The organism is Thiocapsa roseopersicina, assembly GCF_900106925.1.
Taxonomy (GTDB): domain Bacteria; phylum Pseudomonadota; class Gammaproteobacteria; order Chromatiales; family Chromatiaceae; genus Thiocapsa; species Thiocapsa roseopersicina.
In genome coordinates this window covers 41,107-55,526 of record NZ_FNNZ01000020.1, presented here as the reverse complement: position 1 = coordinate 55,526, position 14,420 = coordinate 41,107, and the positions used below count along the sequence as shown (strand labels likewise).

Below are 14,420 nucleotides of genomic sequence, written 5' to 3'. Positions count from 1 at the left end.
CAACCGTCGTATGTTTTAGACGTAGGCAAGTACCTTTCGGCAGATTCCAACCTCGCAGGCACTCTCCCCATGACCACGACGCCGACTTCTCGCCAACTTGAAAGGCCGATCGCCCAACTCGCCACCCTCCGCGAGGGTGCCGTCGAATTCGAGCGAGCCTACGCCGCCGAGATCGAGAAGGTCGAGCCCAGCCATCGCGACAGTGCACGCAACTTCCTGCACTATCTCAGTATTCGTCAACACGACATCCGCAGTCTGCAGCAGGACCTCGGCGCCTTGGGGCTCTCTTCGCTCGGCATACTGGAGCCCCATGCCCTGGCGAGCCTCAACTCGGTCATGGCCATCCTCGAGCAGCTCAGCGGCAAGGATCTCGGTCCGGCGCCGGAGCCGCCTGTGGATTTCCGTACCGGACCCTTGTTGCTTCGGGATCACACGCGAGCGCTCCTGGGTCCCGAGCCGCGGGACCGATTCGTTCGTATCATGGTGACCATGCCCAGCGAAGCCGCCTCGAATGCCCAACTGGTTCAGGATCTCCTCATTGCCGGGATGGATGTCATGCGCATCAACTGCGCCCACGACGGTCCGGATGCCTGGTTCGCGATGGTGGAAAACCTGCGCCGCGCAGAGCGCGTCGTCGGGCGCAACTGCCGCGTGCAGGCCGACCTAGCCGGTCCGAAGCTCCGCACGGGAGCCATTCGGGCGAGCGGGCGGGTGAAGCGACTGGCGCCCGATCGCGATGTCTTCGGCTGCATCGCCAGGCCAGCTCGCATTTGGTTGACTCCGGCGTCTGCGGCCGAGCCGACCCCCGGCGACATTCGCTTTGCCCTCCGGATCGAGGGCGATCTGCTCGAGAGACTTGCAGTCGGCGATCACATCGGCCTGACCGACGCGCGCAGTCAGAGTCATGAGCTCAAGATCGTCGAGATGCTCGATCGATCATTCATCGCCGAAACCGAGCGAACGGCCTACATCGAGGACGAGACCCCGGTGACGGGACTGCGCAACGGCGAGTCGGTCGGAGCGGGACGCATCGTGGGCATACCCGAGGTGGTCAACCCCATCTACCTCCTACCCGGCGATACGCTGATATTGACCCGTCACGACGAGCCCGGTCGGGAGGCCGAGCGCGACACATCCGGTCGCATCGTCGAGCACGCACGGATTCACTGTACCCTGGATGCTGCGTTCGAGCAGGTCGCGCACGGGCACCGTGTCTGGTTCGACGACGGAAAGATCGGCGGGCTCGTCCAGGAAAACGACGGTCAACGCATCCTGGTCAAGATTACCCATACCGGGCCACGCGGCGCGAAGCTGCGCGCCGAGAAGGGCATCAACTTCCCCGATACCGCGCTCGAGATGTCCGCTCTGACCGACAAGGACCTGGAGGACCTCCCGGCAGTAGTGCGATTTGCGGACATGGTCGCCCTCTCCTTTGTCCGCGGACCCGAAGATGTCGAGCGTCTGCACGACGCGCTCTACCGACTCGGTGCCAACCGTCTCGGAGTCGTGCTCAAAATCGAGAACCGTCAGGCCTTCGAGAACCTCCCCCGCATCCTGCTCGCGAGTCTCAACTCGCCGCCCGTGGGCATCATGATCGCGCGAGGTGACCTGGCGGTCGAAGTCGGCTTCGAGCGCCTCTCCGAGGTCCAGCAGGAGATCCTTTGGCTCTGCGAGGCGGCGCATATCCCGGTGATCTGGGCCACCCAGATCCTCGAGGGCATGGCCAAAAAGGGAGCACCGTCGCGCGCGGAGGTCTCGGACGCCGCCATGAGCATCCAGGCCGAATGCGCCATGCTGAACAAGGGGCCGAACATCGTCGAGACCGTCCGTTTCCTCGACGGCATCATCGGACGCATGGACGAGCATTACGTCAAACGGCGGGCCACGCTGCGCAAGCTCTCGGTCGCGCAGCTGAAGTAGATCTCTTCGAGCTGTCACGATTCGGTCGCACTGGACGAGGCACTCGCATCGGGTAAGGCCAAAGAGGGTGATCTCTTGGTCACGGTTGCCTTCGGCGGGGGTCTGTCCTGGGGAGCCAACCTGATCCGCCTCTGAGTGCGCGGGGCGCATTTCCCCCTATCTAAGTCACAACAGCTTCGTCACGATCGTCATCCATCGACATACCTGCGGAGTCAACCATGATCAAAGCCGTCAACATCGACACCCTCTCGGCCTGTATCAAAGAACTGTTTCCCGATGCGGCCGACGTCATCATCGGGTCCGAGACACTTCTGGACGACATCCCCGGCTGGGACTCCATGTCGGCCGTCAATCTTCAAACCTATCTCGCTACGGCCTTCGGCGTCACCACCCCGGAGGAGATGCTGAGCAGTGAAACCAGCGTCGGCGAGATCATCGAGCAGATCCGTAACGGGTAACGCATCATGATCCCGAATTCCGGGCATTGGGATCCTCTGCTCGTGTCCACGAGCTTTCTGAAGCTCGCCCGGGCCTGGTCGTCAGACGGATGCTCTCCTTCTACCTTCGCGAGCTCTATCTGAACAACCGCTTGGTGTCGGATCACGGCCTGACGCTGGCCAAGCGCCGGCTCCGCCTGAGCAACATCGAGCAGCCGCTCTATGCAGTCGGCTGTATTCAGGACCATATCGCACCCTGGATAGAGGTCTTCCGAGTCCGCGACCATCTCCGCGTCCCGATCCGGTTCAGCCTCTCCAGCGAGGGTCACGCGGCCGGCATCGTGAACCCGCCATCAGCGAAATCCCGCCGACGCTATTGGTCCGGGGATGTCGAGCCCGGTACCGCACCGGACGACTGGCTGGCCACCCAAACGCCTCTCCAGGGATCCTGGTGGTCCGATTGGGCAGGTTGCCTATCCGAACGCTGCGGGCCGCAGGGGTGCCCTCCCGCCCCGGGTTCCTGTGATCATCCGGTCCTTTGCGCCGCGCCCGGGACCTACGTCTTGGAGTAGCAGATTCGGAGCGGCCTTGACGACCGCCCAAGCCGCAATTCGGACCGAGTCGTCGCGAAAGCGCAGGGCTAAGGGGATTTTGCCGCGCGACGCCATCGCGCAATCACCCCGCGCAGCAGCGCACGACTCTCGACCTTGTCACGCCCCGGCAGAGGTATTCCGACCGGACATCCAGGTCTCGCTTCAAGCAGGGCGATACTCTACCTCCGCCCGGACGATCCCGTGGTCGCTGGTTCCGCTCTCCTTGTGGTCGTCGTGGCTCAAGTGGTCGTTCATCAGCTCCAGCCCGACGAACGCCCAGACCCGCTTCCGCGACTGGTCGTAGATCTCCTGCGAGACCAGGATGTGGTCGAGCGACTCATGGCTGCCTTGGTGGACGTGGGTATAATACACGTCGCGCAGGCTGCGCAGAGCCCGGAGCTGGCCCAGGTTGTAGAGGTCGGTGTCGCCGTCGCCGAGGGAGAGCGGGCTCGCCAGGTAGTTGGGCTGTCCGGTCAGGATATTGATGGTATTGGAGCCGGTCCCGTCGTTGAGGTCACCCATGAGGATCACCGGACTGTCGGTGTCCTTGAGCCGGTCCACCAGTATCATGCGTAACGCCGCCGCCTCAGCGGTGCGACGGATGGTCGCGAGCGCCGCGCCGAGACCCTCGCTATGACGCTTGAAATAGTCGGTGTCGGCGCGGTACCAGCCCTCCCGATAGATCTCGGTCGGGCGCTTGGACTTGAGGTGCGCCACATAGATCGAGATCGGCTCGCTGGCTGCGCGCGGGCGGATGCGAAAGTGCAGCACCGGACGCGAGAAGCGCCTGATCCGCACCGCAATCTCCCCGGTCTGGGCATCGTCGCCGCTGCTTTCCAGGATGAATCTCTGGGGAAAAGCGTCGATCCACTCCGGGTCGCCTTCCAGCAGATCGGCGCGCACGGCCCCGGCGCAGAGGATGCCCTGACCCTGATGGTCATCCGGCACCAGCAGCCGGTAGGTCTCCGGCAGAGCCGCCGCGGCGAAAACCTGCTCCAGCGCGTCCCGATGCCAGAGCTCCTGGAAACCCCAGACGTGGGCGTCGACCCTGCGAATCGCTTCCGCGAGCCATTGCACCTTGCGGGCGAAAGCCGGCGCGTCCCAACCATCGGCGTCCCGATACATCTTCAGACCCGGCAGGTTCAGGTTGTAGAGATTGCAGGTGGCGAGCGAGAAACGGGTGCGAGCCATGAGTTCCTCCGGTCAAATCCGCGCGCCCCCAGGGCGGGGACGCCATCGCAGGAGAGCATGCGCATCATGGGTGACGGCAAGATGACGATACGCAACCTTAGCCGGGATGCGCCTGCCAGGTCCGCTCCACGCTCCTTCCGATCCGTAGGGTCCGCTCCGATGAACAAAATCCTGTTTCTCTGTACAGGCAACTATTACCGCAGCCGTTTCGCAGAGGAGTACTTCAACCACCAGGCCGACCGGTTTGAGCTGCCTTGGCGGGCCGACTCGCGGGCGCTCGCGCGCGATCTCGCGGCGACCGGCAATCAGGGGCCGATCTCCACCTTCGCCGTCACCGAGCTGCAACGCCGCGCGATCCCGATCCGCGGCGGCGCCCGTCACCCGATCACCGCACGGCCAACGGATTTTGAAGCCGCCCATCGCATCATTGCCGTCAGCCGCCGCGAGCATGAGCCGATGCTGCGCGAGCATTTTCCCGAGGTGCTGGAGCGGATCCAGTATTTCGAGATTGGTGACCTCGACGTGGAAGCACCGGCAACGGCGATCGCGAGACTGACGCAAGCAATCGACCTGGAGATCGCGGCGCTGCGGAGCAGACACGGCGTCTGAGCCCGCGCGATCCGGCCGGTCACCCGGCTTGTCGGTCGGCGCCGGGACAGGTCTGACACGCATGCCGGTACTCCTGCCCAAAGAAGTCGTCCATCAGCCGGATCCCGGTCGACGAGCATTTCGATTCATCCACTTGCAACGCTTGGAAAGCTAAACTTCCGAAAACCCAGCCCATCCGGAGCTCGCCCATGCTGACCGTCCTCATCGTCCTCGCCATCGTCCTCGCCGCCGGGCTCGTCTATCTGAGCCGACTGCCGAAAGACTACGAGGTCCGGCGCAGCCTGACCATGCGCGCCGACCGCCAAACCGTCTTCGACCGGGTGCGGGATTTCCGAACCTGGGCCGACTGGAGTCCCTGGCTGCTCCACGAGCCCGACGCCAAGCGCGACTTCAGCACGGCCGAGGATCAGCCGGGCGGCTCCTATACCTGGAATGGCCGCGCCATCGGTGCCGGCCGGCTGACCCATGTCCGCTTCGATGCGCCTGGGCGGATCGAGCAACGGCTGGAGATCCAGCGACCCTTCAAGTCAGGCTCGGATGTCTGGTGGGAATTCGCCGAGACGGATGACGGGACGGAGGTCGCTTGGTGCCTGCGCGGCAGCATGCCCTTCCTGTTGCGTCCCATGATCCCCCTGGTGCGCCAGATGATCGGCAAGGACTTCGAGCTCGGCCTGGCACTGCTGCGCGGGCAACTCGATCCGGACGCCCCGCGGCCCGAGCTGCGCTTCGAGGGTGAGACAATCCTGCAGCCGCAAAGCGCGCTGGTCATCCCCTTCACCGGCGGGATGGAGGCAATGGTGCGGGCCATGGAAGACGGCTTTCCAAGGCTCGCCGGGCATCTCGCGTCGCTGGGTGTCGCGCCCGATGGTCCACCCTTCAGCGCCTATCACAAGGTGAACGTAAAGAAGAACCGCTTCGACTGCGACATGGCGATCCCGGCACCCGCCGATACCGTCGCCGCCCCCTTCGCCCTCAAGGACTTCAACGGCGGCCGGTACTACCGGGTCACCCTCGCCGGCGGCTATGACTATCTGGAGCTGGCCTGGTACGCCGCCGTCGCCCATGTCCGCATGCTCAAGCTCAAGCTCGACAAACACCGGCCCATGCTGGAGGTCTACGAGAACGACCCGTCCGGCGTCGTGAGTCCCAAGGAGCTGCGCACCGCCCTCTATCTTCCGCTGCGCTGAGGCGCAGAGCACGAGGCCCGCCCCTGCGAGTCCATGCCGGCGACATCGCCCGACATCGCCGGCGTGTTGCCGCGACGGCACCACAAGCCCCGCGGGCAAGACGGAGAGCTTGTAGTCGGGGTCGAAGATACGGTCGGGAGGGCTGATGGCCGGGAGTGGGACCTCCCGGCAGGGGATCTTGTCGACCAGGAATGGATACTCAAGCGACGCGGTTCCGCATCGCTCGTCTCGATGGCTGCCCTATTTCAGACCCATGCAGTTCGCATAGTAGGTTACGGTTGCCGGCCAGTCGGAAAAGATTCCGAGGATCTTCACCTGACGGGCCAGAACGTCAAGCGCCTTATACATGTCGCTGTCCTTCCGGATGGCTCTGCCCTCGGGGTCGAACTGGTAGTACCAACCGGCCTTCGAGGCGCCCTGGCGAAGATCGGAGCGCTCGAAGGTCCAGGTGATGATGTCGAGCCCGGCCGACTTGATGTCTTCGGCATACTGCGAGGGCACCACGCGGCCGGCGGCATCGACGTCGAGCAAAGCCCACATCGGCGGGGCGAAGATGCGCACACCCGCGGTTGTGAGCGCCTTGAGCTCGTCCGGCGTCAGACGCGAGATGGGCGGATTGGCGGTGGGATCGATGCTGTCCAGATAGACCGCCTGCTTGCCGAATGCAGGCGTGTTTTCGATCCAGTAGAGCACGTCATCCAAGTTGAAGGATTGCAGCCAGACATCCTTTGGTTTCACCCCTGCCTCTTTCAACTCGTCGACGAGCTTCTGAGCGTACTGCTCCTGGCCTCCAAAGATGGAATCGATGCGATCCTGATAGGTCGCGCCCTTGAGCTCAGGGGTATGCTTGACGCCGTTCGCCCGGTTGAGCGCGACACTCTCCTTGAAGGTCAGGATCTCGGCGCGCCCGGTATAGAGGTCGGTACGCCAGCTCGCAGTGCCTCCGAGAAAGCCCTCCGCCGTGGTGGCCGCCGGATTGCTCGCATCCATCTTAGGCTGAAGACTCTTCAGCTCTTCGAGGGTCAGATCGCTGGTGCAGCATTGCACGGCCGGGCTCTGGCCGGGGCCGGTCCAGGGCACGGTGCATTTGGCGTTGAGCGGGGTTGCAACGATGTCGGTCGTGGTCGCCAGGTCGCACTCGCTGTGCCGGCAGACGAGATCCCCGTCCCCGGTGAAGGTCACGTCGCACTCCACGATTCCCGCGCCCATCCGAGCACCCGCCGTATAGCCTAGATCGGTGTGCTCGGGCATCTGCAGGGCCGCACCCCGGTGTGCGATCGAGAAGTCGGTCCGGTAGAACGGCCCGTTTTTACAGGCCATGAGGCGATTCTTGAGCCGCCCGGCGTCCATCCCCTGCACGAGGTAATAGGGACGTGGGCCAAGCTGGATTGAGTCATGGCGATAATCGGAGCGAGCAGCCGGAGTCACGTTGGAGTCGTCCATCTCGGCGTGTGCCCCGGCGATTCCCGCCGTCGCGAGCACCGCCAAAGTCACGGCAAGCGTCTTGGTGTTGGTCATGGATCGAGCCCTATCGAGTTGGGTTGGATGCGAGACGCCTCGGCGTCAGCGAGAAACTCTAGTGCTCAGCCGTGAAGCTGGAGTGGCGGTTCGGTTGCCGGAGTGTGAATCGAGGCTATTCGGCGCCTTGGAAGGCGTAGCAGTCGGGACGCTGCGGTCCAGAGGTGGCGTTTCCCACCTCGGGAGCTGGCGATCATCCGGTGCTTAGCGCTGCACACGGGACCTACATCTTGGAGTAATATACGGGCGTCGAACGAATTTTCGTCGGATGGCGCGCAGGACGCATCCAGCTGTCCAAAAGCAACGCGCGCCGGGTATATCGAACCGCGGGCGCTCGATCGGCCTTTCGTTCGGCGCCATGACGAGCCCGAGCCCGCCAATAAGCTTCTCGGATTCCGAGGTGATCCATGACGGGAGTGCCTGCCCGACTTATCCGCAATGCGCGGCTCTTGTTGTTGGATTTCGATGGTGTGATCACGACCGAAGCGGAAGACGTGGCGCTGAAGGCGCAGACCCTATCGGTCTTCGCTGCGATCAGCTCGCACTTCGGGGAGCGTGCCCTCAAGATGATGCGGCTGGCCGGTCGAGCCATCTACGATGCGGGCGGAAGTCTGCAGCTCGGACCGCTCTTGTACCATACGGCCAAGCTGCTCAAGCCCGCCGATGACCCGATCGAGCCGACGCTCGCGAGGCTCATCGACGCCTGCACCGGCAACCTCGACTATCGCGGGATCAGCCAAGCCGGAGATCGGATCCGCGAGGGACTGGATCTGCTAAGCGATCACGACATCCAAGTCGCCATTTTGACCAACGGGGTCCGCGAGAACGTCTTCCGGGTGCTTGAGGTTAAGGGGCTTACGGAGATGTTTCCGCCGGAGCACATCTTCGATGCGATATCGACGCTCGACAAAAAGGACAAGCTGCATCCGAAGCCGGATCCGCAAGGCTATCGTTTCGTTCTCAAAGAGTTGGATGTCGAGCCTCGGTCCTGCATCGTCGTCGACAATAGCCGTAAGAATCTCCGAGCGGCGAAACGCGAGGTCGGGTGCGGCGGAGGCGTCTATATCGGCAATAGCCTCAAACGCAAGGACCGAGGGGTGATTGACCATCTGGCGCCATCGTTCGAGCGGCTTATGGCGGAGTTTGCGGATGTGCTGCGGGCGGAGGACTAAAGGGGTTAGCCTCCTGCCTCCTGCCTTCAGGTCGCTCACCCGACCTCATCGGCTATGGTTCCGACTCGGCGGGGTATTTCTGTAGGGTGCTTCGCTCCTTAGGAGCCGGGATCGCCGTAAAAGACATAGTTGGTCGAGTAGTCGCTGATCTCGAAGTAGACTGCTCTCTCGCCGTTGTCCTGCATGCCGTTCAGATTCAGGTCAAGTACGCCGTAGCCGAAGCGATAGGGTCGCGTACCCGAGCCTTGAGTTGCACCGGCCGTCGTGAGCTTGTCGATCTTGATGAAGCGCCGAACCAGCTTCTCGCCCCCGTAGATCTCGAGGACGCCGTTGACCCCGGTCCAATTCTGAAGCGTCCGACCGAAGTTGTTTTGCGTCTCTTGCGTACAACCGACGACCAGCAGACCGGCCGCCACGCCGAGCGCAATCCCCCAAGAGGCGTTCGATTTCATCGCTTGAGCAATCCTCGATCCGTCCTACTTCCTGGAATCAAGCTCCTGAAGAATCAGGGAGACCGCCTTCGCGCTGAGAGGGATATAACCCAGCTTGGAGGCATCCGCCTGTCCGTCGGTGAGCGCGTAGCGCACCACGTCCCGCATCGCCTGCGACTTGGTATCATCCCCGCCGGAGCGCATCACCAACCAGGACAAAGACAAGATGGGGTAAGCCCCCGCACCGTCCGGATCGATGAGTTGTGAATAGTCGAGCTTCGCCCGAAAGGCCTCGATCGCCGCCCGGAACGACTCGCTCCCGGCCGAAACAAACTCGCCGTCGCGATTCTCGACAGACGCCATCTGCATACCGGGCAGGTGGGCGTAGGCATACTGTACATAGCCGATAGCACCGACCGTCGCCTGAACAAAGGCCGCCACACCCCCGTTGCCGTGCCCGCGGATAAGGCCGCCTCGCTCCAGCAGCAGTGCGGGCCATGCCGGCGACTGGCTCTCGCCGACCTGCTTCGCGAACGCCTCGCTGATCGCACTTAGATGCCGGGACATGACCAAGGTGGTCCCGCTCGCGTCCACCCGCGTGACCACCACGATCGGCAGATCCGGGATCTCGACACCCGGGTTGGCCGCAAGAATCAGCGGATCGTTCCAACGGGCGACCGAGCCGAGAAAGATGCCGGCGAGGGCCTCGCGGGAGAGCCGGAGCGCGTCGATCCCGGGAAGGTTGTAGGTCAAGACGACCGCGCCCGCAGTCAACGGAAGTTGCAGGACATCGTCCCCGGCCCTCTGCGCCAGCTCACCGGTCAAGGGCTGATCGGACCCCGCGAAATCGAGCCGGCCTTCGATGAAGCTGTTCACGCCGGGTCCCGTGCCGATCGGCTGATAGTCGACCTGAATGTCTGGATGCGCCAGGAAATAGTCCCGGAACCACCGCTGATAGAGCGGGGCCGGAAAGCTCGCCCCCGCGCCATTGATCTTGATCAGGTCCGAAGCCAGGGATGGCTGCCAGAAGGATGCACAGACCAGCGCGCCGAAGGCGAGCGTCAGGACGCGCAGGACAGGAGACAACGGCATCTGAGGTTCCTCTCGGTGTTCGATCTGGTCGGTATTCGGTGCGGACGGTGTCCGCTCCTCCGGACGCGGTATTCGGGAGCGAGCGCAGAAATCCTCAAGCCTTTTTGCCCTCGCCTCTGTTGGCTTCGAGGATCCGCGCATAGCGCTCGGGATCCTGCTTGAGCATCAGGACGTAATCCTCAACGAGTCCTTGCCACCCGAATCCGCCATGCGCGTTGAGCTTGAGGAGGGCGATCATGAGCAGCTTGGATGCGGCGCGCATCTCGCGATCCGAGCCTTCCGCGTACCAGTCGACGAGCTCCTCGTAAAGCGCCTCGACCTTCTCGAGGGGTGTTTTGCGATCCGAATCCGCCATGTGATGCCTCGATTAGGCGCTCTCGGGGTGCCGTAGGAACGCCTACTCCATCCCATGAGCCGAGCCCGCGACCCCACGCTCGGCCAGATCGCACATGAGGCTATACGATAGCTGTTGAATGTGTTGAACAGATGACGGCGAGGCGTCCGACCCGACCGGGTCGACGCCCTCCGTGCTTAGACCTCCTCGGACGCCGGGCCCGCTGCGGGCGAGGCTTCGGCGGTCGCGGGGTCATCATCGGGAGCATCGCGGTAAGGAATCTCCTCCTCGAACTCCAGTACGTTGATTTCGATAGCGAAGAAGCAGAGGATCCAGAGCAGGGCGTCATAGGTATCCAGCCATTCGCCATCGAGCCCCCAGAGCAGGGCGAAGACGAAGAGGGCCGCATAGAGCACCAGCTTGGCTCCGTTGCGCAGATACCACTCCCAACGGGCATACTCGCCCGGCGAGTAGACATCGTACTCGAGGAGCAGCACGATCCCGATCCAGGTCATGGCGTTCCAGAGATCGACCGGGCCGTGCTCGGTGATGTAGTCCGCCGCGCCATAACCCACCGCGCTGTGCAGAATCAGGCCGTAAGCCAGGATGCGCCCGGCATGAATGCCCCATTTCTCCCAACGCGAGACATAGGGTTTGTCGAGCTGACTGGTCTCCCACTCGAACAACAGCAGCAGGGTGAGCCAGGCCAGGCTGTCCAACCCCTCGACGAAGGTCTGCTCGGTGAAGAAAAGGATGACGTTGATGCCGAGCAGACCGAAGACCGTCCACTTGAAGTAAGGGAATGCTTTGCGCAGAAAGGGATGTGCAACGGGCATCGGATTAGCCCTTCATCGGCTCGATTCCGCGCCTGGCCTCGTCGCGGCTCTCGTAGATATGCGGGGCCAGGCCCCGTGCCGCGAGTGACTCCCCGAGCTTCATGCGCAGGAAGACGCTGGTCGTGTAGCGGGTGATGTCGACATAGAAGCGATCCACCAGGTCCTCGACCATCCCGGTGTAGGCGCCGACCAAGTCCGGGCGAATCGTGAAGTTGTCGTAGTTCACGACGGCATAGACCTTGTGCCCCAACGGCTCGACGACCGACTCGACCGCGGCGCGGATGCGCTCGATGTCGCCCGGCTCATGGACCGCGAAGGCCTCCAGGTTGATGAAAAGCAGGTTCTGGTCGGATTCGTAGACCAGACGATCGGCAAGCGGGATCTCCAGCAGATCCTTCTCGAGCCCCATCGGACGGTCGATGAAGATCCGCAGATCCATGGTCTTCAGGGGTTCGGCGATCCGTGGAAGGAAACCCATGTGGGCGAGGATGTCGCGATCCAGATCCACGCCGGGTGCGATCTCGACCAGGGTCATGCCGTCGGGACGCATCGCGAAGACACAGCGCTCGGTGATGTAGAGAACGGGCTGCCCGACCCGTCGGGCACGCTCGCCGCTGAAGGTGACCTGCTCCACCTGCTCGATGAACTTGCGTCCGCCGTCGCCCTCCCCTAAGACAATCCGGCCGTCGCCGATCCGCATCGCGCCCTTCGCGGTGGTAAAGGTTCCTACGAAGACCAGCTTTTTGGCGTTCTGACTGATGTCGATGAAGCCGCCGGCCCCGGCCAGCTTGGGACCGAAGCGGCTGACGTTGACGTTGCCTTGCGCATCGGTCTGCGCCAGACCGAGGAAGGCCAGATCCAGCCCGCCGCCGTCGTAGAAGTCGAACTGGGCCGGCTGGTCGACCAGGGCGGCGATATTGGTCCCGGCCCCGAAGTTGAGACCGCCGGCCGGTAGGCCGCCGATCAGACCTGGCTCGGCCGTGAGGGTGACATAGTCGAGGATGCCCTCCTCGTTCGCCACGTTGGCGATCCCCTCGGGCATCCCGATGCCGAGATTGACCACGGCGTTCGGTCGCAGCTCTAAGGCGGCACGCCGCGCGATCACCTTGCGCGCATTCAGCGGCAAAGCGGCGATCGACTGCATCGGCACCCGGATCTCGGCGCTGAAGGCCGGGCTGTAGGGCTCGGCAAAGGTCTGCCAGTGATGCTCGGGCGGCGCGACCACGACGCAATCGACCAGGATCCCCGGGATACGCACCTGACGCGGGTTAAGGGTGTGCCGATCGGCGATCCGTTCGACCTGCACGATCACCATCCCGCCCGAGTTGTGTGCCGCGGTCGCAAGGGCAAGCGATTCCAGGACCAGGGCCTCCTTCTCGATGGTGACGTTGCCGTCCGGGTCGGCGGTCGTCCCGCGGACAATGGCGACGTCGATCGGGAATGCCTTGTAGAAGAGATACTCCTCGCCGTCGATCTCCAGAATTCGGACCAGCTCCTCGGTGGTCCGGGCATTGAGCCGACCGCCGCCGTTGCGCGGATCCACGAAGGTCTCCAAACCGACCCGCGTGATGGTGCCCGGCTTGCCGGCGGCAATATCGCGGAAAAGATGGGCGAGCACACCCTGGGGCAGGTTGTAGCCCTCGATCGATCCGGAATTGACCAGCGCCTGGAGCTTCGGCACAAGTCCCCAGTGGCCGCCGATGACCCGACGGACCAAGCCCGCGTGCCCCAAGTGATTGAGCCCGCGCTCCTTGCCGTCACCCTGCCCCGCCGCATAGACCAGGGTCAGATCGCGCGGCGCGCCGGTGTCCAGGAAGCGTTGTTCCAGAGCGCGCGCAACCGCCTCGGCGAAACCGATTCCGACGAATCCACCGGTCGCGACCGTATCGCCGTTGCGGATCAGCCGAACGGCATCCGATGCGGTGACCAGCTTGCCGCGCTCGGCGTGGCCTCCGGACGCGCGCTCGGTCATCGGGTGCGCCTTGGGCGCCGGGTCGGCGGTGGCGTCGGACGCTGAACGCCCGGGTCCGAATGTGCTGCTCATGGATGTGTCTCGACTGCTGTTGGAAGTCGGATGCGCTGCGCCTGCTCATCGCAGCGCGTGCCTGCGTGGGCCATCAAGCGTTCAAGAACGCACCGATCGTGTCGTAAACCTCGGCACAGGTCTCCGGGACCATGGCCTCGAGGTTCAGGAACCCATGGATCATCCCCGGCATGACCCGCTTCTCCGCGCGGATCCCGTGAAGCTCCAAGCGGTCGGCGTAGGCAATGCCCTCGTCGCGCAACGGATCGAATTCGCCGGTGATCACCAGCGTCGCGGGATAGTCCGGGGTCAGGTCCATATAGAGCGGCGAGATGGCGCGCCGATCCTCGGCATTCTGGAGATAGGCATCGAACATCCAGAGGATCCGCTCGCGCTCCAAGAGGTAACCGTCCCCGTTCTCGGTCACCGAGGGTTGCGAGAGGGTGTAATCCAGGCTCGGGTACAGGAGCACCTGACGCTCGATGCTCATGCCCGCGTCGAACTGCGCCAGATGAGACACGGTCGCACAGAGCGCACCCCCGCCGCTGTCGCCCGTCAAAGCCAGACGCGGCTCATAAGGCATGTCGAGATTCCCGAGCAGCGGAAAAACCCGTTTCGCACAGGCCATGGTGTCCTTGAGTGCGGCCGGATAGGGGCATTCGGGTGCCAGTCGGTACTCGATCGAGACCACCACCCGATTCGCCGCAAGCGCCAATCGTCGGGCGATCGGATCGTATAGAGAGACGCCGCCGGCGATATGGCCGCCGCCATGGACGAAGAGGGCCACCGGGAGCGGCCGATCCGGTCGCGGGTGATAGACCCTCACCGGCACGCGATAGTCCGGACCCGGGATAAGGTCGTCGCGCACCCAAGCGACCTCGGGGGACTCGGTCACGAACCGACGGGTCAGCAGATCCCATGCCTCGCGTGTATTGGTGGCCGTGCGCCGATAGCCATGCTCGCGGGCCTTGTGCTTGGCCTCGCGCTGGGCAAAGAGCCAATCGCGCAGGGGCTGCGGGATCCGCCGGTCACGCTCGTTCGTCATTCGCGCTCCTCGCTCGATCGCGATTTAGCCGC

At 63.7% G+C, this 14,420-nt stretch carries 15 protein-coding genes; 7 read left to right on the top strand and 8 right to left on the bottom strand.

Features of this window, described 5'->3' with window-relative positions:
• The first annotated feature begins 69 nt into the window (after positions 1 to 69).
• From BLV04_RS18260 to BLV04_RS18245, 4 genes are all read left to right on the top strand, one after another.
• On the top strand, positions 70 to 1,920 hold the full coding sequence (locus BLV04_RS18260; RefSeq protein ID WP_093035599.1) for a pyruvate kinase: 1,851 nt from the start codon (positions 70 to 72) through the stop codon (positions 1,918 to 1,920).
• On the top strand, positions 1,921 to 2,055 hold the full coding sequence (locus BLV04_RS26085) for a 3-oxoacyl-[acyl-carrier-protein] synthase III C-terminal domain-containing protein (protein ID WP_093035722.1): 135 nt from the start codon (positions 1,921 to 1,923) through the stop codon (positions 2,053 to 2,055). It begins immediately after the preceding gene.
• Between the two features lie 83 nt (positions 2,056 to 2,138).
• Positions 2,139 to 2,378: an acyl carrier protein gene (locus BLV04_RS18250; protein ID WP_093035596.1), complete on the top strand. Its 240-nt coding sequence runs from the start codon at positions 2,139 to 2,141 to the stop codon at positions 2,376 to 2,378.
• Positions 2,379 to 2,467: 89 nt separating this feature from the next.
• A complete protein-coding gene (locus tag BLV04_RS18245) occupies positions 2,468 to 2,929 on the top strand; it encodes a polyhydroxyalkanoate synthase family protein (protein ID WP_093035593.1) in 462 nt (153 codons plus the stop codon).
• Between the two features lie 183 nt (positions 2,930 to 3,112).
• Here the strand turns inward: BLV04_RS18245 and BLV04_RS18240 are convergent, their stop codons facing one another.
• Positions 3,113 to 4,141, bottom strand: a complete 1,029-nt coding sequence (locus tag BLV04_RS18240; RefSeq protein WP_093035590.1) for an endonuclease/exonuclease/phosphatase family protein — start codon at positions 4,139 to 4,141, stop codon at positions 3,113 to 3,115.
• Positions 4,142 to 4,207: 66 nt separating this feature from the next.
• Here BLV04_RS18240 and BLV04_RS18235 point away from each other — a divergent pair, with 66 nt between their 5' ends.
• The gene (locus BLV04_RS18235) at positions 4,208 to 4,750 is read left to right on the top strand and encodes an arsenate reductase/protein-tyrosine-phosphatase family protein (protein WP_175534689.1); all 543 of its coding nucleotides are present in this window, start codon (positions 4,208 to 4,210) and stop codon (positions 4,748 to 4,750) included.
• A 188-nt stretch (positions 4,751 to 4,938) separates the two neighbouring features.
• Positions 4,939 to 5,937, top strand: a complete 999-nt coding sequence (locus tag BLV04_RS18230; RefSeq protein WP_093035584.1) for an SRPBCC family protein — start codon at positions 4,939 to 4,941, stop codon at positions 5,935 to 5,937.
• Positions 5,938 to 6,177: 240 nt separating this feature from the next.
• On the opposite strand, the gene BLV04_RS18225 is transcribed toward BLV04_RS18230, so the two are convergent.
• Positions 6,178 to 7,455 carry a glycerophosphodiester phosphodiesterase family protein gene (locus tag BLV04_RS18225; RefSeq protein WP_093035581.1) on the bottom strand — a complete coding sequence of 426 codons (1,278 nt, stop codon included), beginning with the start codon at positions 7,453 to 7,455 and terminating at the stop codon, positions 6,178 to 6,180.
• 407 nt (positions 7,456 to 7,862) lie between these two features.
• On the opposite strand from BLV04_RS18225, the gene BLV04_RS18220 reads away from it, so the two are divergent.
• The gene (locus BLV04_RS18220; RefSeq protein ID WP_093035578.1) at positions 7,863 to 8,627 is read left to right on the top strand and encodes an HAD-IA family hydrolase; all 765 of its coding nucleotides are present in this window, start codon (positions 7,863 to 7,865) and stop codon (positions 8,625 to 8,627) included.
• Between the two features lie 98 nt (positions 8,628 to 8,725).
• Here the strand turns inward: BLV04_RS18220 and BLV04_RS18215 are convergent, their stop codons facing one another.
• The 6 genes from BLV04_RS18215 to BLV04_RS18190 all read right to left on the bottom strand — a co-directional run bounded on the left by BLV04_RS18215 (position 8,726) and on the right by BLV04_RS18190 (position 14,388).
• Positions 8,726 to 9,079 (bottom strand): hypothetical protein, encoded by a 354-nt coding sequence (locus BLV04_RS18215; protein ID WP_093035575.1) that lies wholly within the window; start codon positions 9,077 to 9,079, stop codon positions 8,726 to 8,728.
• A gap of 24 nt (positions 9,080 to 9,103) precedes the next feature.
• Complete coding sequence (pstS, locus tag BLV04_RS18210) at positions 9,104 to 10,150, bottom strand: phosphate ABC transporter substrate-binding protein PstS (protein WP_093035572.1); 1,047 nt, start codon at positions 10,148 to 10,150, stop codon at positions 9,104 to 9,106.
• A gap of 94 nt (positions 10,151 to 10,244) precedes the next feature.
• Positions 10,245 to 10,505, bottom strand: a complete 261-nt coding sequence (locus BLV04_RS18205; protein WP_093035569.1) for a hypothetical protein — start codon at positions 10,503 to 10,505, stop codon at positions 10,245 to 10,247.
• A 176-nt stretch (positions 10,506 to 10,681) separates the two neighbouring features.
• Positions 10,682 to 11,320 (bottom strand): hypothetical protein, encoded by a 639-nt coding sequence (locus BLV04_RS18200; RefSeq protein ID WP_093035566.1) that lies wholly within the window; start codon positions 11,318 to 11,320, stop codon positions 10,682 to 10,684.
• Between the two features lie 4 nt (positions 11,321 to 11,324).
• On the bottom strand, positions 11,325 to 13,364 hold the full coding sequence (locus tag BLV04_RS18195; RefSeq protein ID WP_245731941.1) for an acyl CoA:acetate/3-ketoacid CoA transferase: 2,040 nt from the start codon (positions 13,362 to 13,364) through the stop codon (positions 11,325 to 11,327).
• A 73-nt stretch (positions 13,365 to 13,437) separates the two neighbouring features.
• The gene (locus BLV04_RS18190; RefSeq protein ID WP_093035562.1) at positions 13,438 to 14,388 is read right to left on the bottom strand and encodes an alpha/beta hydrolase; all 951 of its coding nucleotides are present in this window, start codon (positions 14,386 to 14,388) and stop codon (positions 13,438 to 13,440) included.
• Between the last annotated feature and the right edge of the window lie 32 nt (positions 14,389 to 14,420).